This is a genomic window from Ruegeria sp. AI2, from assembly GCF_056541275.1.
This window is the reverse complement of record NZ_JBQFYB010000004.1, coordinates 76,896-95,139: the sequence shown is the minus strand read 5'-3', so window position 1 is coordinate 95,139 and position 18,244 is coordinate 76,896. Positions and strand designations below refer to the sequence as shown.

Sequence of the window (18,244 nt, the reverse complement as noted above, 5' to 3'; positions counted from 1 at the left end):
CCCTTGGGTTTTCAGACAAAAGCGGTCTGGGCAATCTGTCGGCTCTGCGTGTTGTCGGATTTGCATGGCGTCGCGCGTCCTTGCACAATGCGACCAACGCATGGAGGCGAAAATGATCTACGCAATCACAATTTATGGGGAACCGGGCGTGTTCGAGGCATTGCCGAAAGATCGCCAGGACGAAGTGATGTCAGGCCATCGCGCCCTGCAAGCGGTTTTGTCGGAACGCGGAGAGTTCGTGTCGATAAAACTGATGCCGCCAACGTCAGCGGTAATGGTCGAATCGGCGGCGTCCGAAGGTGCTGCCCCCCTGATCACCGATGGCCCGTTTTCCGAGACCAAGGAAAACTTCCTTGGGTTTTACGCCGCTGATTTCAAAGATCTTGAGGAAGCGTTGGAACATGCAAAACTGATCTCTTCACCGGTCGCGCGGCTGGAAGTTCGGCCTGTGGCCTGGGCGGGGGGTGCCATATCGTCGGAATAGATCATGTCAGTCTGGCTCGAGGCCACATTTGCTGAACAACGCCCGCGCGCCATTGCTGCCCTCACGCGGGCTTTTCGGGATCTGGACACCGCAGAGGAGGCCTTTGCCGACGCCTGCCTGAAAGCCTTGGCGGTTTGGCCTCAGGACGGGGCGCCTCGTGATCCATTGGCATGGCTTCTGGCCACGGCCCGGAATGCGGGTCTGGACGATATACGCAAATCCCGGCGGCGCGCGGCAATCCTGTCGCGCCACGCAGAGGAGTTTCAACCGATGCCGGCGGAAACACCCGACCCTGACGAGATGCGGGATGATGTCCTGCGCTTGCTGTTCATCTGTTGTCACCCGGAACTGGATCGGCGGGATCAGATCGCCATCGCCTTGCGGGTGGTCGCGGGGCTGAGCGTCGATGAGATCGCCAGCGGATTTCTGGTCAAGTCCAAGACCATGGAACAGCGCATTACCCGCGCCAAAAAGAAAATAGCAAATAACCCGGTCGCCTTTGAAACGCCAAGCCCGGCTGAAAGGCAAGCCCGGTTGGGCGAAGTCTCGACAATGGTTTACCTGATGTTCAGCGAAGGGTGGTCGACCTCGGCCGGGCCGCAGCAAATCAAGCTCACGCTATGCAAAGAAGCGATCCGGCTTGCCCGCCTTCTTGTCGCATTGTTCCCTGCAATGGGCGAGCAGGCCGCATTGCTGGCGCTATTGTTGTTTCAACACGCCCGGCGCTGGGCCCGGATTGACACCGAAGGCAAGCTCGTCGCACTCGACGATCAGAACCGCGATCTTTGGGATCGCTCGAATATCGCTGAAGCTACATCGCTGTTGCAAAAAGCCCAGCGGATTGGCCACCGCGGGGTCTACATCATCCAAGCTGCAATCGCCCAGGCACATGCCTGTTCAACCTCGTCCGAAGAAACCAACTGGGCGTTAATCGAAAGCCACTACGCCGCCCTTTACGCATTGCAGCCGACACCTGTGATCCGGCTCAACCAGATTGCCGCACAGGCCAAGCTACACGGCCCACAATATGCTTTGAAGGCAATGGATCCGCTGTCACAGGAGCTGTCCAACTATCGTTGGTTTCACGCGATGCGAGGTGGCCTTTTGCAAGAAGCGGGGGATCATAAAGACGCCATTTCCGCCTTTGAAACCGTGTTGGCGCTTTCTCCCACCGCGTTGGAGTGCGACGTGATCAACGAAAAAATCAAATTCAGTCAAAAAGAATTGGAGGGCCTGTAGGAACACACACTCCTCATACGTCCTTGGGTCAGACCCGTATGTGGCGGGCGTAACCAACGGAGGTACCCATGAGTATACTTGAGATGACGGCTGTCGGAAATTCAGGATGGATCGGGCATTCTGGGCCGGATCAGAGCAAGGCCAAATCCTTTTATCAGGATGTGCTGGGCTGGAAGATCAGCGACATGCCGATGCAGGATGGGTCAAGTTATTCGGCCGCAGTTGTGGGCGAGACCGCTATCGGAGGCTTTTCACCAATGCCAGAGGAGCGTGGAAGCTGGACGATCTTCTTCACGGTGGCCGACGTGGATGCGAGTGTTGCAAAGGCCGAAGCCAAAGGCGCCACAGTTCTTCAACCCGCGATGGATATGCCGGGTGTCGGGCGCATGGCCACGCTGAACGACCCGCAAAGTGCACGCTTTGCATTGATCACCTACGAAAGCATGAGACCCTGAGAACTGCCTGAAAGGAGGGCGCAGATGGAACAATATTCGCACATCGTGCGGGTTATTGCGGCGGTATTGGTCTGGGTGAGCATTCCACTGGCGACTGCTTTTGACCTGCGTCGGTCCAGGGCGGGTATCCATCCGTTATGGGATGGGGGCAACAGGCTCTTGCGCGTGCTGCGGTCAAATGGAAACTTCGTCGAATATGTTTCGTTCGCGCCGTCGATCCACCGGCAGCCTGAGGCATCCAGCTGATGCCGGTGGATGAAACCCTCAACGCACGCATTCGTGACGCTTTGGCCGCGCATGTGGGCATTTCAGAAAAGCGTATGATGGGTGGCAATTGCTTTTTCTTGAACGGCAACATGCTGTGCGGGGCGCGGCGGCATAACGACGGGCTGGGCCGTTTCATGTTCCGGGTGGGCAAGGACAACGAAAGCATTGCGCTGGCGGACCCTGCGGCTCAGGAAGTGATTCACGGTGCACGCAAACTGGGTGGTTTTATCCGCGTGGATGAGAGTGATTGCGATGACGCCGCTTTGCTGCGCTGGTTACACCTTTGTCTCGAACACGCCGCAGCACTTCCCGCGAAAGACTGAACGGAGAAATCAATGGCCAAATTTGAAAGTTTCTCACCCGCAGCGCTTGGTTTTCTAAGGGACTTGCGGGCCAATAACACGAAGGAATGGTTTGCAGCCAACAAGGCAATTTACGAGACCCATTTGAAGGAGGCCAGCAGGCACTTCGCGGATAACATGGCGGATGCCTTGCGTGATCTGACTGGCCAGACCCACAGCAGCAAGATTTTTCGTATTCATCGGGATGTCCGATTTTCCAAGGACAAAACACCTTACAACGCACACCTGCATATTGCGTTTATCCCTGACGGGAATGCGGATCAGCCACCGATGTGGTTCTTTGGGCTCTCACCCGATGATCTGGCGCTTGGCTGCGGGGTGTTCCAGTACGAAAAGGAAGCGTTGGATGCCTTTCGAACAGAGATGGCAGGCCCCAAGGGGGCAGAGGTGATACAGCTTGCCGCTGAGATGCGAAAGCGTGGATTCCGGGTCGGGGATCCTGAATTGAAACGTGTTCCCTCCGGTTTTGACAAAGATCATCCAAATGATGAAGCATTGCGCCGCAAAGGCTTTACCGTCTGGACGGATCTAGGCAATCCCGCCTTTGCTATCGAACCAAACCTCATTGAACGAACGACAGAATTGTTCGACGACCTCTTACCTGTTTTTCTGCTGCTTTCTCGGGTCGAGTAACCCCATCTTTCCATATGCGGGGAACATAGGCTCGATGGATATCGCCAAGGTGTCGACCTCAATCGTTCAACGCTGTGTCTGAACGGCGAGAGATAAGTATGCAGCTTCATTTTGGGTCGCACCTGTGTGCCACGCCGCTCCAGTGTTTGCCCTCTGTTTTTTTGTTTGGATATGGTGGAGCCTGCCGGAAACGCCGCCGAACGCCTAATACACTGATCGTAAATACTATTGTAGATTTCTTGTTTGTACTGTGGCTTCTCTTGAAGTCACACTTGAAGTTGCACAACCTGCTACGGTGTACTGTGTACGTCCAAACCTATACGAGGCCAGCTGTCTTTTACTGGTGGGGAAGGTTGCGGCTGGCCTGCATTTGCTGAACATCGTCGGGCCATGTGGAGCGTATGTAACCCAGCACGTCCAAAATATCTTCGTTAGTCAGCGTGCCCTCGAAACCCGGCATACCACTGTTGAAGTCTTTAATGCCGCGTGCTGCCAATGTGTCTGCCCCACCTAGTCTGGTGTACTCGAACAGTAGCTGGTTGTCGTGGTGCCAAGTGTGCCCTGTCACGTCATGTGGTGGCGCGGGCAACACCCCGTCATCGTTGGGTGTTTGCCAGTCGGGTTGTCCTTCCAGATTCACTCCATGGCATGAGGCACAGTGCACTGCGTAGAGTTCCTGCCCCTTCGCTAGGTCTCTATCTAACAACTCATGATCTGCAGCAAGGCTCGTACCAATGCTGCATATAGCCAGTGCGCAAAGGTGTTTGTTCATCTCTACCTACCTTAACTCGGAAGCGTTAGTACGCTCGTGAGTGTTGCCGTCGTCGCCAGCACCACTAATACGATTATTGCCTCAACCTCGATGGATCGGGCGAGGCGTTGCGCTGCTATTGCCTCTCCACTTTGCATGGCCGGAACAAATCGGAGCTTGTTGGCAGCGGCGAGGATCAACAGCAGTGCCACAAGAAACACCTTGATCAACAGCGCCTGCCCGTAGCCAGTGAACAAGAGCCCTTGGAGATTGCCGACAAGCAACCAAGCCATCCACAGACCCGCCGCGACTAGCGTTGGCACAATTAGTGCAGCAGCCTGTCCAAACCTGTGCCCTAACGCTGCTGCATCTGTCAGGTGTCCAGGCATGAGAGCCATACTCCGCAGCGGGTCAAATATACCCACCCAAAAGGCCACACACAGCAGGTGCAACAGCAGCAACAGTTGGACGCCAACACTCTCCAGTTCCGGTACATGTCCGATCTGTGCAAAGGACCACATGGCCAATGTGCCACCCAACAGCGCGATCCATAGACCAAAGCGAGGAACAGACAGTCCCACAAGGATCAAAACTGCGCCTGAAAGGCGATAAGCAAGTACGTCGCCTACGGAGGTCTGCCAAAGCAAGCCAAGCATCTCTGGATCGACCATGCCGTCAACTCCGCCTGTTAAGGCGGCTCCTCGGAGCATGAAACCAAATACCGTTGCTGCGAGGGAAAGCCACGCCAAGACCAAGGCTTGGCGCTTCATCGCAAGGCTTACCGGCGCGACTAGTTCGGAATAAAGGCACTTAACGGCGACAAGCCCGGTGGACCCAGCAAAGCCGATGTAGAGCACCAGCTTTGCGAGGATTGCGACAACTCCCCAAATGTCTGGCATGCTCATTCCACGGAAAAGGAAAACTCGCCCTGCATCGCATGGCCGTCTTTACCTAAACCACGCCACTCGATGACATAGGTGCCGGTTCCATTGCCCGGCAGTGGGATCGTGAACTCCTGACTAAAACTTGTCTGGTCCCCCAAATCTAGGCTTACTGCCGAGTGTTCTTCATGGGCCATCTCTATCCGCGTCAGCCGGATGTCCTTGGTGAAGCTGAGGCCAATTTCAGCGGGCACAGAGGTTACAGTCGCCCCATTGGCAGGTGTCGTTTCTTCGGCCTTGGAATGCGCCAGTACCCCGCTGGGAATAGCAGCCATGATTGCGAGAGTTACGATCTTTTTCATGGTCCTGTCCTCAATTTATTCCGTTGGCACGTTGAATTTCACGAATGTACGCGATCACCATGGCAACGTCACCTCGCGTCAATCCCTCGACCGGCGGCATGTCACCAAACTGCCAATGATGGCTTCTTACACCTTGTGAAACCGCCCTCTGAAAGGCTTCGTCAGCGTGGTGGCTGGGCTCGTATATCTTGTGGATCAGAGGCGGTCCTGCGCCTTCTACACCGACCGCATTGACGCCGTGGCAAGCAGCGCAAGAGACATCAAAGACACGCTGACCGATTACTGCATTGCCCTCGATTGGCGGCATCTGAATTGCGACTATGGCGCCGCCTGTGCCTGTCTCTGGCGATGTGGCCTCTTCGATTGGGCCGGGCCGAAGGGTTATGAAAGCGGCGACGGCTGCGACGGTGCCTGCGCCGATGAATAAGAGACTTTTTCTCATGAGTTGATCCTGACTTTTGGAAGCTGGTAGTGCTGCGATTCACTGCGAACAACGGCACGCGCAGGTCGCAGGTGTTCGCAAGGATTTACGCTGCTTCAAAAGTCAGGGGGCTTGTAAGGGTTATCCGGCTCAATCGGCTTGGCTTGGGCTCCAACCTGGAACTCGGGTGCAATTTCACGTTGACCCTGCGCGGCTTCCCCGTTTTGGGCGAGCAAAACAACTGCTTGGCAGATAGTGGGATTACACTCGCCGGTTCCTGAATTGTCCGGGTCGTGGTGGCTGTGTAGGGTTGATTTATCGATGCTATTATTCGCCACGGAAGCGTGTTCCGTTGATTGCATGTGGCTTTCACAGCCAAGACCGACGCAGCCATCCGATCGCGCGTGAGCAACGCCAACAAGCCCGGTCAGGATGACCAGAATGCCAGCGAGTACCAAAAGTGAGTATCGTCGGATGACCATGGTTCAGGACGCTACTGCAGTAGACCAAGCATGACAACGCCAGCCCTTTGGTTTTTCGGATCACGACCATTTTTTGTTCGGACAATTGATTGAAGCTTCCCCTTTTCCTAGACAGCAATACGAGAAGGACCGTCTTAATACCCCCCTAACTGCAGTGATTTGGGCGACGCTGTGGTTGAGTGTTGACATGTGTCAAAGCGTAGTTTGCCAAGTTGTTAGCAAGGTGCTTCGCAAATGGGTCAGAGCATCAGCATAAAAGCAACCCGGGGAACGGTGGCGTTTTTGGCTATACTCATAGCTATGGCCGCATGCACGGACAGGCATCACCACGGTGACTGGCACGGCCATGGTGCAGAGGGTTGCTATGGACCTCACCATGACGCTATCGGCGAAGCTCGTTGTGGGGCGTTTGAGTAAGCTACTTAGCAAAGGCGCACTCGCAAACAACCAGTCTAGCCAGTTTATGTTTGATGATCACGAGGCCGCTGTTGATAGTGAACAGCCTCATCTGACTGGTCCAGTTTGATTGTTAGTGCATCGTCGGCCTCTGATCCGTTGGAATGATGTTTTCCGGGGCTGGTGGGCGATAGACCAATGCACTGCCCGACGTTTGGTGCTTGGTCTTGTGCCGGGCAGTGGCCAACGGAAGTAGTAGATGCCGTGTCGGGACAGAGAGAGATACGCATACAGCTTCATTTTGTGTCACACCTGTGTGTAACACCGCTCTAATGCTTGCTATCTGGTTGTATTGTTAGGTTTTGGTGGAGCCTAGGGGAGTCGAACCCCTGACCTCTTGCATGCCATGCAAGCGCTCTCCCAACTGAGCTAAGGCCCCATCATTGTACCATCGGTACGGTGGACGGACGTTTAGGAGACAGCGGCAGCGAGTGCAAGTCCAAAGTTTGAATCGGGCGCGAATTTTCACCCGAGCTGCTCCTCAGGTGAAAAAGGCGACCCTGGGGATCGCCTTTTACTTGGTCAGTTGTCGTCGTCTGATGACATGTCGGTGATGTCGTCCAGAGAAACATCATCATTGTCGTCATCATCATCGTCCAGCAGATCGTCATCCAAATCCACGTCGACGTTGTCATCATCGTCCAGAACCAGATCGTCATCCGCCGTGTTTTCACGTGCTTTGACCGAAGCTGCGTCTTCTGCATCCGCCGAGATCATACGGCTTTTGGATGTTTCAAGCTCCACGATCTCGCCAGTGTAGGGGCTGATGATCGGGTCCTTGTTCAGGTCGTAAAACCGCTTACCGGTTGTCGGGCAAACACGCTTTACGCCCCATTCTTCCTTGGGCATGTCAAATCCCCTTGATATCAGGTGAGTCGTCTAAATGATTCAGCTCACCTGCCACAGGCAGAGGGCACTGTCAAAGTCTTTGCGCAAGAGAGGTCACGATATGGGAGAGCACGCATTGCCAGGGACACCGCCGGTGCCACTGAGATTGCGCAAATCGGCTCGGGCGCGGCGTATCAGCCTGCGGATCTCTCAGTTGGATGGGCGCGTAACGTTGACTTACCCGAATGGCGTGCCGGAATCTGAGGCCTTGAGTTTTGCGCGCACCAAAGAAGGGTGGATCCGGCAGCATCTTCAGGGTCGGCCCGATATGGCCACCGTGCAGTTTGGGCAAGTAATCCCGATCGAAGGGAAAGCGCGCCGAATCGTTCCTGCAACCGGGCGGCGGGTTTTGCTGAATGCAGATGAGGTTGCCGTGCCCACAGGGGCCGAGGCCCGCAGGTTGGGCCGGTTCCTGAAGGAACTGGCGCGGGACCGGTTGACCGGAGCCTGTGATGATTATGCAGCCATGCTGGGGCGTTCGTACACGACACTCAGCCTGCGTGACACGCGGTCGCGTTGGGGGTCGTGCAGCTCGCATGGCGGATTGATGTTTTCGTGGCGCCTTATTCTGGCGCCTCCTGATGTGTTGCACTATGTCGCGGCACATGAGGTGGCACATCTTGCCGAGATGAACCACTCGCCTGCCTTCTGGGCGCAGGTCGAAAAGATATTTGGCCCGTATAAGCCGCCCCGCCGCTGGTTGCGCGACAACGGGGCCGAGTTGCATCGCTACAGATTTGATACCGAGCCGAGTTGACGTGGCGCCTTTTTGTGATCACATGAGCATATGTTGACCGCACGCCCTTCTGAAACCCAGACCGCAACACATGACCGGGTGTACCGGGCACTGCGATCCCGGATCATGCATGGTGAGATGGCACCGGGGCAGGCCCTGACCCTGCGGGGCATCGGCAAGGAGTTCGGCGTCTCAATGACCCCGGCGCGAGAGGCGGTGCGCCGCCTGGCCGCAGAAGGGGCATTGTTCCTGTCCACCTCGGGCCGGGTATCGACCCCAGAGCTGACGAATGACCGGATTGAGGAACTGGCTGCCTTGCGCGCCTTGCTTGAGGTCGAACTGGCAAGCCGGGCCTTGCCCAGGGCACACATGGCCCTGATCGATAGGTTGCAGAGCATCAACATGACAGTTGCCGAGATGGTGACCAAACGGGATGCGGTTGGCTATATACGTTCGAACCTGGAATTTCACAGAACCCTGTATCTGCGCGCTCAGGCTCCTGCGATGCTGGCCATTGCTGAAACCGTCTGGCTGCAGCTTGGGCCGACGATGCGGGCGCTTTACGGACGTCTCAGGCGCGCAGAGCCGCCACATTACCACAAGCTGATCATCGCCGCGCTTAAGGCCGGGGACGAGCCGGGATTGCGGCTGGCAGTGCGCTCGGATGTGACACAAGGGCTGCGTTTGCTGGTCAGCTGAGCGGCTTCCTGCCGACATCGTTAAAGCGCCCGTCCAAGGTGTCACTGTTCTGGCCTGTGTAACCCGGCTGGGTTACTCTTGCGGCAAATCACAAACAAGAGCAGACCCAAACCATGATCACTCGCCGGACCTTTTCCATTTGCCTCGGATCAACGCTTTTGGCCGCCTGCACGGGCGGTGCCGCTCCGTCCGGCACGCCTGCAACCCGGATGCGGGCTGTTCCCAATGCAGGGTGGGATGCCTGGGTTGCCGGTTTCAAGGGCAGGGCAGTGTCGCAGGGAATATCTCGGGCAACCGTTGACCGCGCCTTTCAGGGGGCTGGGTATTTGCCCGACGTAATCGAACGCGACCGAAATCAGGTCGAATTCAAGCGCAGCCTCGAAGATTACCTAGCCATCGCGGCGTCGGACGAGCGGATCAGCACCGGCCAGCAGATGCTGCGGCAACATAACGGCATTCTGTCGCGGATCGAGGCGCAATATGGCGTGGACAAGGAAATCGTCGTGGCCGTCTGGGGGCTGGAAAGCCGCTATGGCGCGCGCCGCGGTGATGTGCCTGTTGTATCGGCGTTGTCGACGCTGGCTTATGATGGCCGGCGCGGGCAGTTTTTTGAAAGCCAGCTGATCGCGGCGATGAAGATCCTCCAGAACGGCGATACCACGCCTGCCGATATGATCGGCAGTTGGGCCGGGGCGATGGGACACACGCAGTTCATTCCGACCTCGTATCTTGCCTATGCCGTGGATTTCACCGGCGACGGGCGGCGCGACATCTGGTCAGATGATCCGACAGATGCGCTGGCCTCGACGGCGGCTTATCTGGCGCGTGCAGGTTGGGTGCGGGGCCAACCTTGGGGCGGAGAGGCGGGGCGTGTATCCGGTGCTCCGGTAGCCGTGTTGCAGCCGCAAACACCCGGGCCCCGCATCGCTGTGTTTCGCAATTTCCAGGTGATCAAACGCTACAACAACTCGGACAGCTACGCGATTGGTGTCGGTCATCTGGCGGACAGGATCGCGGGCGGCGCGCCGTTTCAGGCCTCGTTCGGGCCGGATGCAAACGGGCTGACGCTGGACGACCGCAAGGAATTGCAGCGCCGCCTGACATCTGCGGGGTATGACACGCAGGGCGCAGATGGCGTGATCGGAAACAACACCGCCACAGCCATCAGCGCTTATCAAAGCGCCAACGGACTGCCCGTGACAGGTGAGCCTTCGGTTGCGTTGTTGCGCAGGTTGGGTGGCTGACGGTTACGCCGCCAGCCCTTTCGACCCGATATCAAGGAATTTCTGACGGCGGTCTTTTATCAGGGCCGCCCCATCCTTGCCGTCCAATTCCGCCAACATGGCGGTGATGGCCGCGCGCACCGATTCAACCGTTGACGGGCGATCGCGATGTGCGCCACCCTTGGGTTCCGGGATGATCCGGTCACACACACCCAGTTTGTGCAAATCCTGAGCGGTTAAACGCAGCGCTTCGGCCGCTTCACGCATCTTTTCGGCATCTTTCCACAGGATCGATGCACAGCCTTCCGGCGAGATCACCGAATAGACCGAATGCTCCAGCATCGCCACGCGGTTAGCGGTCGCAAACGCCACAGCGCCGCCCGAGCCGCCTTCGCCAATGATGACCGAAACCAGCGGCACGCCGATTTTCAGGCACATCTCAGTCGACCGGGCAATCGCCTCGGATTGACCGCGCTCCTCGGCTCCTTTGCCGGGATAGGCACCAGCGGTGTCGATCAGGGTAATGACAGGCAGGCCAAAACGCCCGGCCATCTCCATCAGACGCACGGCCTTGCGATACCCCTCGGGGCGGGCCATCCCGAAATTGCGTTCGATCCGCGACTTGGTATCGCTGCCCTTTTCGTGGCCGATCACCATTACCGGCTGATCGTTAAAGCGCGCAAGACCACCGATAACGGCCAGATCGTCGGCAAAGTTCCGGTCACCAGCCAGCGGTGTGAACTCGGTGAACAATGCGTCCACGTAATCCTTGCAATGCGGGCGTTCCGGGTGACGCGCCACCTGGCACTTCCGCCACGGTGTCAGGTCGCGATAGAGTTCATCCAGCAGCTTGGAGGCTTTGGCATCCAGCGCGGCGGCTTCTTCGGCCACATCCATTTCTTCGTTGGCACGGGCCAGCGCGCGCAGCTCTTCAGCTTTGCCTTCGATCTCGGCCAGCGGTTTTTCGAAATCCAGATACTGGGTCATGACGCCTCATCTGCGTGAAATTTCCTAGCTATATGCCGCTGGCTGGCCTCAGATGCAACTAGATGACACGGAAGCGGCATCTTTCATGTCAAAAGCCGTTGATCAGATTAAGAGATTCGTTTGCTTGCCAGCACATTCCTGACATGCCCAGCAAAACAATCGCTGAAATCGACCTTTGAGGAAATTCACCCCGGCCAAAGCACGGGATAGAGCGAAACCACAAGCAGCACAGCCATTGTCCAGTTGAATACGACCAATCGGCGCGGGTTCGTCAGCATCCGGGCCATCTGCTGTCCCAAAACGGTCCATGTGCTGACGGATGGTAAGTTGACGGCTCCGAAGACAAACGCAACGATGGCAATCGCATACATCGTCCGATCTGGCGTATAGGCCGTGGTGGCGGTCAGGGCCATGGCCCAGGCTTTTGGGTTTACCCATTGAAACGCTGCGGCTTGCAGAAATGTCATGGGCACGCCGGTGGCCTCGGCGCTGTTTGCCGGCGCGGCATGCGCGATCTTCCAGGCCAGATAGAGCAGATAGATCACCGACAGGACTTTCAACACCGTATAGCTGACGGGATACCGGTCAAAGACCTGCACCAGACCGGCCCCGACAAGCATCACCATGAAGGTAAAGCCAAGCCCAATGCCCAACATATGCGGGATCGAGCGTCGGAAGCCGAAATTCGCCCCCGAAGCCATCAGCATCAGGTTGTTCGGCCCCGGTGTGATCGAGGTTACGAAGGCAAAGGCGATCAGGGCCATCAGGATGTCATAAGTCATGGAGCGAAGTATTGTCCGCGCTGCGGCAAATGAAATTGCTTTTTTGTGCGTGTTTCCTGTAATTGTGCAATCAATGGTGAAAAATGACCGAATAAACCGCCAGATATTGCAAGAGCTATCTCGCGACGGACGGATCAGCAATCTGGATCTGGCCAAGCGTGTGGGCCTTTCCCCTTCTGCTTGTCTGCGCCGCGTGCAAGAGCTTGAAAAGACTGGGTTGATCACGGGGTATCGCGCGGTTCTGGACCCGGCGGCGATGGGTATCGGCTTTGTCGCCTACATCGGTGTAGGGCTGGGCGAGCATACAAAGGCCGCGCAGGAGGGGTTTGAACGCGCGCTCCAACAAGCGCCGGAAGTTGTCGAGTGCCACAACATAACAGGAACAATCGAATACTTGCTGCGGGTCGAATGTGCAGACCTGCCGTCTTACAAGACCTTCCATACCGAGGTGTTGGGAACGCTGCCGCATGTCACCTCGATCACATCCTATGTGGTTATGGGTTCGCCCAAGAATTTACGGGCGTGACGTCTTGAATTGTGAAGGCACACTCACTTGCAGGGCGAAAACTCACGGCCTAATGTCGTGGAAATGACGTTGCCAGGGGATATGCACAGCCATAACGGCACGCAAACAGGGAGATTACGATGAAACGCGTTCGAACAGTGGTGGCCGCAGTTGCCTTGTCAATGGTTGCCGGGGCCGCCTTGTCTGCCCCGCTTAAACTGCAACCTGCCAACCCGCAGCCTTCTCCGAAGGCGGGGCTGAATGTGAAATATGTTGGTACAGGTAATCAACACAAGAAGATTCGCGATCTGAGTCAGGCAAAAAGCATGTTGTCCAAAGCACAGCCTGGGCAACCGCTGCGAGGTTTGGATTACAGGGACACCAGTCAGGGTGACGATGTTATGACATTCGACAGCGCTTATAATGTTGCTGCCGAAATTACGGGGTACATGCGGTTCGATTCGCCGGGGATTTACGAGTTGGAAACCTGGTCGAATGACGGAATAGAAGCATTCGTCGGAGGCCAGAATATCGGCTATGTCACGGGCATTCAGGGGTGCGAGGCCAACCAGCGGACCGAAGTCGAAGTGCCCAAGGCCGGGTGGTACCCGCTCAAGATTATCTATTTCCAGAAGCTTGGAACATCTTGCCTGATGATGAAATCGGGCAAACAGGGCGAAAGGTTCACCTGGACACCGAATGCTGTCTTTGGGCGGTGACGCCAGAAAACACCTGAAAAAGGCGCCGGGTCAGGCGCCTTTTTTATTTCTCAGCCGTTGGCTGCGATCAGTTCGGCCTGTGCCACGATCACCTCGGCCTGCTTGATCGACGCGATGTCGACCAGACGTCCTTTGTAAACTGTCGCACCTTCGCCATTGGCTTTGGCCTGCTCCATCGCTGCGAGGATTTCGCGGGCCTCTGACACGGCTTCTTCTGATGGGGTGAACACCTGATTGGCCAGCGCGATCTGCTTGGGATGTATGGCCCATTTACCGACCATGCCCAGCGTGGCCGAGCGTTTGGCCTGCGCAATGTACCCATCGTCATCGCTGAAATCACCGAAGGGTCCGTCGACTGGCAGCACGCCATGGGTGCGGCACGCGGCAACGATGGCGGCCTGTGCCCAATGCCATGGGTCGGACCAGTGTTTTGCACCCTCGTGCAGCATGTAATAATTTTTCTGCGTGCCGCCGATGCCGGTTGTCTGCATCCCCATCGAGGCAGCAAAATCCGCAGCTCCCAGGCTCATAGCCTGCAAACGGGGCGAGGAGGCCGCGATTTCTTCGGCATGGGCGATGCCAGCTGCGGATTCGATGATAACCTCGAAGCTGATCGGTTTGGCACGACCTTTGGCGCGTTCAATGGCAGTGACCAGTGCGTCCACCGCATAGACATCCGCCGCGCAGCCGACTTTGGGGATCATGATCTGATCCAGACGGTCGCCCGCTTGTTCCAGTACATCGACAACGTCGCGATACCAGTACGGGGTGTCCAATCCGTTGATGCGAACGGACATGTATTTGTTGCCCCAATCCACGGTGTTCAGTGCTTCGATGACATTGGCGCGGGCCGCATCCTTGTCCGAAGGTGCAACCGAGTCTTCAAGATCGAGGTTGATCACATCTGCGGCGGATGCTGCCATCTTCGGGAACAGTTTGGTGTTCGACCCCGGGCCAAACAGCTGACAGCGATTGGGGCGCGCTGGTGCGGCAGGTTGGATGCGAAAGCTCATCTGGACCTCGTCTGAGTAATGAAATTACGATTTTTCTGCTCAATGAGGTATTAAATTGCGTGGTGCGGCGCAAGAGCGATTGTGCATCTGCGGCAATGCGGTTGCAGAAAGCGGCTTCAAAACTGCCCGACTGGGGCGATTAAAGTTTAATCATTTTGAAAACTTCGAAGATTTTTGCGCATATTGCGAATATTGCACAAGAAACTCGCGCATAGCTCGTGGTTGACGGGCCAAAACGCGAAGCGCTCGTTTTGCCGCTTCTCTAGCCTGCCCCGGAATCAAAGGAGTGACCGCAATGATCGAGACACCGTACCTGCTGTTCCTGGGCGATGCGCCCGACCAATTAGCGGCCAAAGTGGCTGTTGGGATCAAGGACTGGCGTCCGGAAAACGCCGTGGGCCAGTATCGAATGGATGGCTGCAAGGCCGATCTGGGCCTGACTGACATGACCCTGACCGAAGCGAAAGAAGCCGGAGCCAAGACGCTGGTGATCGGCGTGGCAAACCGCGGCGGTGTGATCAGCCAGGACTGGAAAAAGGTTCTGGTTATGGCGCTTGAGGAAGGGTTCGACCTGGCCTCGGGGTTGCATAATCTGCTGCGGGATGAGCCCGACCTGGTAGCGGTTGCCGAAGCAACAGGACGAAAACTGCACGATGTACGGGTGCCCGAGATCGATTACCCGATCGCAAACGGGATCAAACGCAAGGGCAAGCGGTGTCTGGCCGTCGGAACAGACTGTTCGGTTGGCAAGATGTATACCGCGCTGGCGATGGACGCCGAGATGCGTGAGCGCGGGATGAAATCGACCTTCCGCGCGACCGGCCAGACCGGCATCCTGATCACCGGTGACGGTGTGCCGCTGGACGCAGTCATTGCCGATTTCATGGCTGGTTCGGTCGAATGGCTGACACCGGACAATGACGAGGATCACTGGGATCTGATCGAAGGGCAGGGATCATTGTTCCACGTATCCTATTCCGGCGTGACCATGGCACTGATCCATGGCGGCCAGCCGGACGCGCTGATCCTGAGCCATGAACCGACCCGTGCGCATATGCGCGGCTTGCCAACCTATCAACTGCCGACATTGGAAGCCCTGCGCGACACCGCGCTGGCGCTGGCCAAAGTGGCAAACCCGGATTGTCAGGTTGTTGGCGTTTCGGTCAACACGCAGCACATGTCCGAGGCTGAGGCGACCGCCTACCTGGCCAAGATCGAAGCGGATATGGGCCTGCCTGCGACCGACCCGTTCCGCTTTGGTTCGGGCAAGCTGGTGGACGCGCTGGCCGCAATGTGATCTGAACAACGCGCCGGTGGCGGGGCTGTTTCGCCTCCGGCGTGAGTATTTGGGAAAAGATGAAGGAACGGGTGCGTGCAGATTGAGGTTTCTCGCGATGTGTTCCGGCTGGCGCAGGTCTTCACGATCTCGCGCGGGTCGCGGACCGAAGCAAAGGTGCTGACGGTTCGGGTGTCGGACGGAACTCATCAGGGCTGGGGCGAATGCGTTCCTTATGCGCGTTATGACGAAACGCTGGAGTCCGTTGAGGCCGAGATTGCCGGTCTGCCCGCGGATGTCACCCGCCGGTCGCTGATGGATCTGCTGCCAGCAGGTGCCGCGCGGAACGCCGTGGATTGCGCCCTGTGGGATCTGGAGTGCAAACGAACCGGCAAACGCGCCTGGGACCTGGCAGGTCTGCCCAAGCCCGGCCCCGAGATCACCGCCTATACATTGTCGCTGGACACCCCCGAGGCAATGCAGGCGCAGGCCGCCGGGAACGCGCATCGCCCGCTTCTGAAGATCAAGCTGGGCACGCCCGATGATATGCCCCGGCTTGAGGCAGTGCGAGCAGGGGCTCCGAACTCCAAGATCATTGTGGATGCGAACGAAGGCTGGTCGGCCGAGGTTTACGCCGACCTCGCGCCGCATCTGGTGCGGCTGGGCGTGGCGTTGGTGGAACAGCCCTTGCCCGCAGGAGATGACGACGCATTGATCGGGATGAAGCGCCCGGTGCCAGTCTGTGCTGACGAGTCCTGCCATGACCGCGCCAGCCTGCCGAAGTTGAAGGGCAAATATGATGTCATCAACATCAAGCTCGACAAGACCGGGGGCCTGACCGAGGCGCTGGAGTTGCGCAAAGCGGCGATTGCCGAAGGCTATGACATTATGGTGGGATGTATGGTCGGCAGCTCGCTTGCCATGGCACCTGCGACATTGCTGGCGCAGGGTGCAATGGTAACGGACCTTGACGGCCCGCTTCTGTTGGCCGAAGACCGCGACACCCCGCTGGATTTTGACGACGCCGGAGTGCACCCGCCTGCGGCCGCACTTTGGGGTTGAGGAGACGAACATGACCCGCACCGTTTACGTAAATGGCGAATATCTGTCGGAGACCGAGGCCAAGGTTTCCATTTTTGACCGTGGCTTCCTGTTTGCGGACGCGGTTTACGAAGTCACCAGTGTGCTGGACGGCAAGCTAATCGACTTCGAAGGTCACTCAGTCCGTCTGAAGCGCTCGCTGGACGAGCTGGAGATGGCCGAGCCCTGCACCAAGGATGAACTGTTGGAAATCCACCGTAAGCTGATTGAGCTGAACGGTATCGAGGAAGGTTTGGTCTATCTGCAGGTTTCGCGCGGCAGCGATGGCGACCGGGATTTCGTGTTTCCGTCGGCAGATACCCAGCCCAGCCTCGTTCTGTTCACGCAGAACAAGCCGGGGCTGGCTGACAGTCCGGCGGCAAGGAAAGGCGCCAAGATCATCTCGATCGAAGACATCCGCTGGGGCCGCCGCGACATCAAAACGGTGCAATTGCTCTACCCGTCGATGGGCAAGATGATGGCCAAGAAGGCAGGTTGCGACGACGCATGGCTGGTCGAGGACGGCTATGTGACCGAGGGCACCAGCAACAACGCCTATTTCGTCAAAAACGGCAAGATTGTCACCCGCCCGCTGTCCAACGATATCCTGCACGGCATCACCCGAAAGGCCGTGCTGCGCATGGCGGCTGAGGCGCAGATGGAAATCGAAGAGCGCCTGTTCACCATCGACGAAGCCAAAGAGGCGGACGAGGCATTCACCACCTCGGCCAGTGCCTTTGTAATGCCGGTGGTTGAAATCGACGGAGTTGCGCTGGGTGACGGTACGCCGGGGCCGATTGCAAAACGCTTGCGCGAGATTTATCTGGACGAAAGCCGCAAGGCGGCGATCTAAAGAAAAAGGCCCGCCAATCTGGCGGGCCTATTTCGTATTGGGCCTAGCCCTTTTTCGTTACATTCTCTTCAAACGCGACCTTGAAGGCGGCCTGTTTTTCAGCGCTGGCCTCGGTTTGATAATTGGCTTTCCATTCATCCATGGTCATGCCGTAGAAAAGTTCTCGGGCCTCGTCCTTGCCCATCTCGATCCCCTTTTCATTGGCCGCTTCCTGATACCAGCGTGACAGGCAGTTGCGGCAGAACCCGGCCAGATTCATCATGTCGATGTTCTGCACATCGGTGCGGTCTTCCATCAGGTGCTTTTGCAGCCGACGAAAGGCGGCAGCCTGAAGTTCGATTTCGGTTTGCTTGTCCATCATGTGGCTCCGGAAGGCAGTGTGTATTGCGTCTGACCTAACAATCCTGCCGTGTCGTTACAACAACGGCGCTTGTGGTCAGCGGTATCTACATCAGTTTCAAGGCCAGCCAGGGCACGATGCAAAAGATCAGTGTCAGGATCTTGTAGTTGGCAAGGTATCTGAAATAGGCACGTTTCACGTCGGCGCGATCCATCTGAAACATCCTGCCGTGAATGTCAGCGATCCAGTCCTGCAAAAGCAGTATCATGACGGTGGTGAACAGCAAAACCGCGATATTAAGCGTGGCCATCCAACCGAAAAACGTTGTCAGAAACTCATGTGTCATGACG

General features: G+C 57.2%; 24 protein-coding genes and 1 tRNA gene. 14 read left to right on the top strand and 11 right to left on the bottom strand.

Features of this window, described 5'->3' with window-relative positions; genetic code table 11:
• Nucleotides 1-112 precede the first annotated feature (112 nt).
• The 6 genes from ACR0LL_RS10890 (at nt 113) to ACR0LL_RS10865 (ending at nt 3,440) form a co-directional block, all read left to right on the top strand.
• Entirely contained in the window at nt 113-484 is a 372-nt protein-coding gene (locus ACR0LL_RS10890) for a YciI family protein (RefSeq protein ID WP_480586559.1), read from the top strand.
• Between the two features lie 3 nt (nt 485-487).
• Nucleotides 488-1,723 carry an RNA polymerase sigma factor gene (locus tag ACR0LL_RS10885; RefSeq protein ID WP_480586556.1) on the top strand — a complete coding sequence of 412 codons (1,236 nt, stop codon included), beginning with the start codon at nt 488-490 and terminating at the stop codon, nt 1,721-1,723.
• A gap of 68 nt (nt 1,724-1,791) precedes the next feature.
• Entirely contained in the window at nt 1,792-2,178 is a 387-nt protein-coding gene (locus ACR0LL_RS10880; protein ID WP_480586555.1) for a VOC family protein, read from the top strand.
• Between the two features lie 24 nt (nt 2,179-2,202).
• Nucleotides 2,203-2,424, top strand: a complete 222-nt coding sequence (locus ACR0LL_RS10875; RefSeq protein WP_480586552.1) for a hypothetical protein — start codon at nt 2,203-2,205, stop codon at nt 2,422-2,424.
• Nucleotides 2,425-2,429: 5 nt separating this feature from the next.
• The gene (locus ACR0LL_RS10870; RefSeq protein ID WP_480586549.1) at nt 2,430-2,768 is read left to right on the top strand and encodes a TfoX/Sxy family protein; all 339 of its coding nucleotides are present in this window, start codon (nt 2,430-2,432) and stop codon (nt 2,766-2,768) included.
• Nucleotides 2,769-2,780: 12 nt separating this feature from the next.
• Complete coding sequence (locus ACR0LL_RS10865; protein ID WP_480586546.1) at nt 2,781-3,440, top strand: DUF2461 domain-containing protein; 660 nt, start codon at nt 2,781-2,783, stop codon at nt 3,438-3,440.
• Between the two features lie 337 nt (nt 3,441-3,777).
• On the opposite strand, the gene ACR0LL_RS10860 is transcribed toward ACR0LL_RS10865, so the two are convergent.
• From ACR0LL_RS10860 to ACR0LL_RS10835, 6 genes are all read right to left on the bottom strand, one after another.
• Complete coding sequence (locus ACR0LL_RS10860) at nt 3,778-4,212, bottom strand: c-type cytochrome (RefSeq protein WP_480586543.1); 435 nt, start codon at nt 4,210-4,212, stop codon at nt 3,778-3,780.
• An 11-nt stretch (nt 4,213-4,223) separates the two neighbouring features.
• Complete coding sequence (locus ACR0LL_RS10855; protein WP_480586540.1) at nt 4,224-5,090, bottom strand: copper resistance D family protein; 867 nt, start codon at nt 5,088-5,090, stop codon at nt 4,224-4,226.
• 2 nt (nt 5,091-5,092) lie between these two features.
• The gene (locus tag ACR0LL_RS10850) at nt 5,093-5,434 is read right to left on the bottom strand and encodes a copper resistance CopC family protein (RefSeq protein WP_480483823.1); all 342 of its coding nucleotides are present in this window, start codon (nt 5,432-5,434) and stop codon (nt 5,093-5,095) included.
• 10 nt (nt 5,435-5,444) lie between these two features.
• Nucleotides 5,445-5,876, bottom strand: a complete 432-nt coding sequence (locus ACR0LL_RS10845) for a c-type cytochrome (RefSeq protein ID WP_480483822.1) — start codon at nt 5,874-5,876, stop codon at nt 5,445-5,447.
• A gap of 1,220 nt (nt 5,877-7,096) precedes the next feature.
• Nucleotides 7,097-7,172: transfer RNA gene (locus tag ACR0LL_RS10840), tRNA-Ala, on the bottom strand.
• Between the two features lie 143 nt (nt 7,173-7,315).
• A complete protein-coding gene (locus tag ACR0LL_RS10835; RefSeq protein WP_267366159.1) occupies nt 7,316-7,642 on the bottom strand; it encodes a TIGR02300 family protein in 327 nt (108 codons plus the stop codon).
• Between the two features lie 100 nt (nt 7,643-7,742).
• Between ACR0LL_RS10835 and ACR0LL_RS10830 the strand changes: the two genes are divergently transcribed.
• From ACR0LL_RS10830 to ACR0LL_RS10820, 3 genes are all read left to right on the top strand, one after another.
• Nucleotides 7,743-8,438 (top strand): M48 family metallopeptidase, encoded by a 696-nt coding sequence (locus tag ACR0LL_RS10830; RefSeq protein ID WP_480586537.1) that lies wholly within the window; start codon nt 7,743-7,745, stop codon nt 8,436-8,438.
• Between the two features lie 30 nt (nt 8,439-8,468).
• Nucleotides 8,469-9,116: a GntR family transcriptional regulator gene (locus ACR0LL_RS10825; protein ID WP_480473964.1), complete on the top strand. Its 648-nt coding sequence runs from the start codon at nt 8,469-8,471 to the stop codon at nt 9,114-9,116.
• A 113-nt stretch (nt 9,117-9,229) separates the two neighbouring features.
• Nucleotides 9,230-10,360 (top strand): lytic murein transglycosylase, encoded by a 1,131-nt coding sequence (locus ACR0LL_RS10820; RefSeq protein ID WP_480586534.1) that lies wholly within the window; start codon nt 9,230-9,232, stop codon nt 10,358-10,360.
• 3 nt (nt 10,361-10,363) lie between these two features.
• On the opposite strand, the gene ACR0LL_RS10815 is transcribed toward ACR0LL_RS10820, so the two are convergent.
• Both ACR0LL_RS10815 and ACR0LL_RS10810 read right to left on the bottom strand, forming a co-directional pair.
• Nucleotides 10,364-11,326: an acetyl-CoA carboxylase carboxyltransferase subunit alpha gene (locus ACR0LL_RS10815; protein WP_267366162.1), complete on the bottom strand. Its 963-nt coding sequence runs from the start codon at nt 11,324-11,326 to the stop codon at nt 10,364-10,366.
• A 185-nt stretch (nt 11,327-11,511) separates the two neighbouring features.
• Nucleotides 11,512-12,108: a LysE family translocator gene (locus ACR0LL_RS10810; RefSeq protein ID WP_480586531.1), complete on the bottom strand. Its 597-nt coding sequence runs from the start codon at nt 12,106-12,108 to the stop codon at nt 11,512-11,514.
• 73 nt (nt 12,109-12,181) lie between these two features.
• On the opposite strand from ACR0LL_RS10810, the gene ACR0LL_RS10805 reads away from it, so the two are divergent.
• Nucleotides 12,182-12,634 carry an Lrp/AsnC family transcriptional regulator gene (locus tag ACR0LL_RS10805; protein WP_480586529.1) on the top strand — a complete coding sequence of 151 codons (453 nt, stop codon included), beginning with the start codon at nt 12,182-12,184 and terminating at the stop codon, nt 12,632-12,634.
• A gap of 119 nt (nt 12,635-12,753) precedes the next feature.
• Nucleotides 12,754-13,332, top strand: coding sequence for a PA14 domain-containing protein (locus tag ACR0LL_RS10800; protein WP_480586526.1), 579 nt, complete (start codon nt 12,754-12,756; stop codon nt 13,330-13,332).
• 50 nt (nt 13,333-13,382) lie between these two features.
• Here the strand turns inward: ACR0LL_RS10800 and ACR0LL_RS10795 are convergent, their stop codons facing one another.
• Nucleotides 13,383-14,345, bottom strand: a complete 963-nt coding sequence (locus ACR0LL_RS10795; RefSeq protein WP_480586522.1) for an L-malyl-CoA/beta-methylmalyl-CoA lyase — start codon at nt 14,343-14,345, stop codon at nt 13,383-13,385.
• A 295-nt stretch (nt 14,346-14,640) separates the two neighbouring features.
• Here ACR0LL_RS10795 and dgcN point away from each other — a divergent pair, with 295 nt between their 5' ends.
• From dgcN to ACR0LL_RS10780, 3 genes are all read left to right on the top strand, one after another.
• On the top strand, nt 14,641-15,642 hold the full coding sequence (gene dgcN, locus ACR0LL_RS10790) for an N-acetyltransferase DgcN (RefSeq protein WP_480586519.1): 1,002 nt from the start codon (nt 14,641-14,643) through the stop codon (nt 15,640-15,642).
• Nucleotides 15,643-15,717: 75 nt separating this feature from the next.
• On the top strand, nt 15,718-16,683 hold the full coding sequence (gene dgcA, locus ACR0LL_RS10785; RefSeq protein ID WP_480586517.1) for an N-acetyl-D-Glu racemase DgcA: 966 nt from the start codon (nt 15,718-15,720) through the stop codon (nt 16,681-16,683).
• Between the two features lie 10 nt (nt 16,684-16,693).
• Nucleotides 16,694-17,554 (top strand): D-amino-acid transaminase, encoded by an 861-nt coding sequence (locus tag ACR0LL_RS10780; RefSeq protein WP_480586515.1) that lies wholly within the window; start codon nt 16,694-16,696, stop codon nt 17,552-17,554.
• A 43-nt stretch (nt 17,555-17,597) separates the two neighbouring features.
• Here ACR0LL_RS10780 and ACR0LL_RS10775 read toward each other — a convergent pair whose 3' ends face one another.
• Nucleotides 17,598-17,912: a DUF1244 domain-containing protein gene (locus ACR0LL_RS10775; RefSeq protein WP_267365127.1), complete on the bottom strand. Its 315-nt coding sequence runs from the start codon at nt 17,910-17,912 to the stop codon at nt 17,598-17,600.
• Nucleotides 17,913-18,000: 88 nt separating this feature from the next.
• Complete coding sequence (locus ACR0LL_RS10770; protein ID WP_480586512.1) at nt 18,001-18,240, bottom strand: DUF6868 family protein; 240 nt, start codon at nt 18,238-18,240, stop codon at nt 18,001-18,003.
• Nucleotides 18,241-18,244 lie beyond the last annotated feature (4 nt).

What these genes read in the sequence shown, in the direction of transcription:
- ACR0LL_RS10795 (WP_480586522.1), bottom strand. Translation starts at nt 14,345, where the DNA reads ATGAGCTTTCGCATCCAACCTGCCGCACCAGCGCGCCCCAATCGCTGT.
- ACR0LL_RS10815 (WP_267366162.1), bottom strand. Translation starts at nt 11,326, where the DNA reads ATGACCCAGTATCTGGATTTCGAAAAACCGCTGGCCGAGATCGAAGGC.
- dgcN (WP_480586519.1), top strand. Translation starts at nt 14,641, where the DNA reads ATGATCGAGACACCGTACCTGCTGTTCCTGGGCGATGCGCCCGACCAA.
- ACR0LL_RS10770 (WP_480586512.1), bottom strand. Translation starts at nt 18,240, where the DNA reads ATGACACATGAGTTTCTGACAACGTTTTTCGGTTGGATGGCCACGCTT.
- ACR0LL_RS10860 (WP_480586543.1), bottom strand. Translation starts at nt 4,212, where the DNA reads ATGAACAAACACCTTTGCGCACTGGCTATATGCAGCATTGGTACGAGC.
- ACR0LL_RS10890 (WP_480586559.1), top strand. Translation starts at nt 113, where the DNA reads ATGATCTACGCAATCACAATTTATGGGGAACCGGGCGTGTTCGAGGCA.
- ACR0LL_RS10850 (WP_480483823.1), bottom strand. Translation starts at nt 5,434, where the DNA reads ATGAAAAAGATCGTAACTCTCGCAATCATGGCTGCTATTCCCAGCGGG.
- ACR0LL_RS10865 (WP_480586546.1), top strand. Translation starts at nt 2,781, where the DNA reads ATGGCCAAATTTGAAAGTTTCTCACCCGCAGCGCTTGGTTTTCTAAGG.
- ACR0LL_RS10835 (WP_267366159.1), bottom strand. Translation starts at nt 7,642, where the DNA reads ATGCCCAAGGAAGAATGGGGCGTAAAGCGTGTTTGCCCGACAACCGGT.
- ACR0LL_RS10825 (WP_480473964.1), top strand. Translation starts at nt 8,469, where the DNA reads ATGTTGACCGCACGCCCTTCTGAAACCCAGACCGCAACACATGACCGG.
- ACR0LL_RS10855 (WP_480586540.1), bottom strand. Translation starts at nt 5,090, where the DNA reads ATGCCAGACATTTGGGGAGTTGTCGCAATCCTCGCAAAGCTGGTGCTC.
- ACR0LL_RS10875 (WP_480586552.1), top strand. Translation starts at nt 2,203, where the DNA reads ATGGAACAATATTCGCACATCGTGCGGGTTATTGCGGCGGTATTGGTC.
- ACR0LL_RS10885 (WP_480586556.1), top strand. Translation starts at nt 488, where the DNA reads ATGTCAGTCTGGCTCGAGGCCACATTTGCTGAACAACGCCCGCGCGCC.
- ACR0LL_RS10830 (WP_480586537.1), top strand. Translation starts at nt 7,743, where the DNA reads ATGGGAGAGCACGCATTGCCAGGGACACCGCCGGTGCCACTGAGATTG.
- ACR0LL_RS10880 (WP_480586555.1), top strand. Translation starts at nt 1,792, where the DNA reads ATGAGTATACTTGAGATGACGGCTGTCGGAAATTCAGGATGGATCGGG.
- ACR0LL_RS10820 (WP_480586534.1), top strand. Translation starts at nt 9,230, where the DNA reads ATGATCACTCGCCGGACCTTTTCCATTTGCCTCGGATCAACGCTTTTG.
- ACR0LL_RS10845 (WP_480483822.1), bottom strand. Translation starts at nt 5,876, where the DNA reads ATGAGAAAAAGTCTCTTATTCATCGGCGCAGGCACCGTCGCAGCCGTC.
- ACR0LL_RS10780 (WP_480586515.1), top strand. Translation starts at nt 16,694, where the DNA reads ATGACCCGCACCGTTTACGTAAATGGCGAATATCTGTCGGAGACCGAG.
- ACR0LL_RS10805 (WP_480586529.1), top strand. Translation starts at nt 12,182, where the DNA reads ATGGTGAAAAATGACCGAATAAACCGCCAGATATTGCAAGAGCTATCT.
- ACR0LL_RS10800 (WP_480586526.1), top strand. Translation starts at nt 12,754, where the DNA reads ATGAAACGCGTTCGAACAGTGGTGGCCGCAGTTGCCTTGTCAATGGTT.
- ACR0LL_RS10775 (WP_267365127.1), bottom strand. Translation starts at nt 17,912, where the DNA reads ATGGACAAGCAAACCGAAATCGAACTTCAGGCTGCCGCCTTTCGTCGG.
- ACR0LL_RS10810 (WP_480586531.1), bottom strand. Translation starts at nt 12,108, where the DNA reads ATGACTTATGACATCCTGATGGCCCTGATCGCCTTTGCCTTCGTAACC.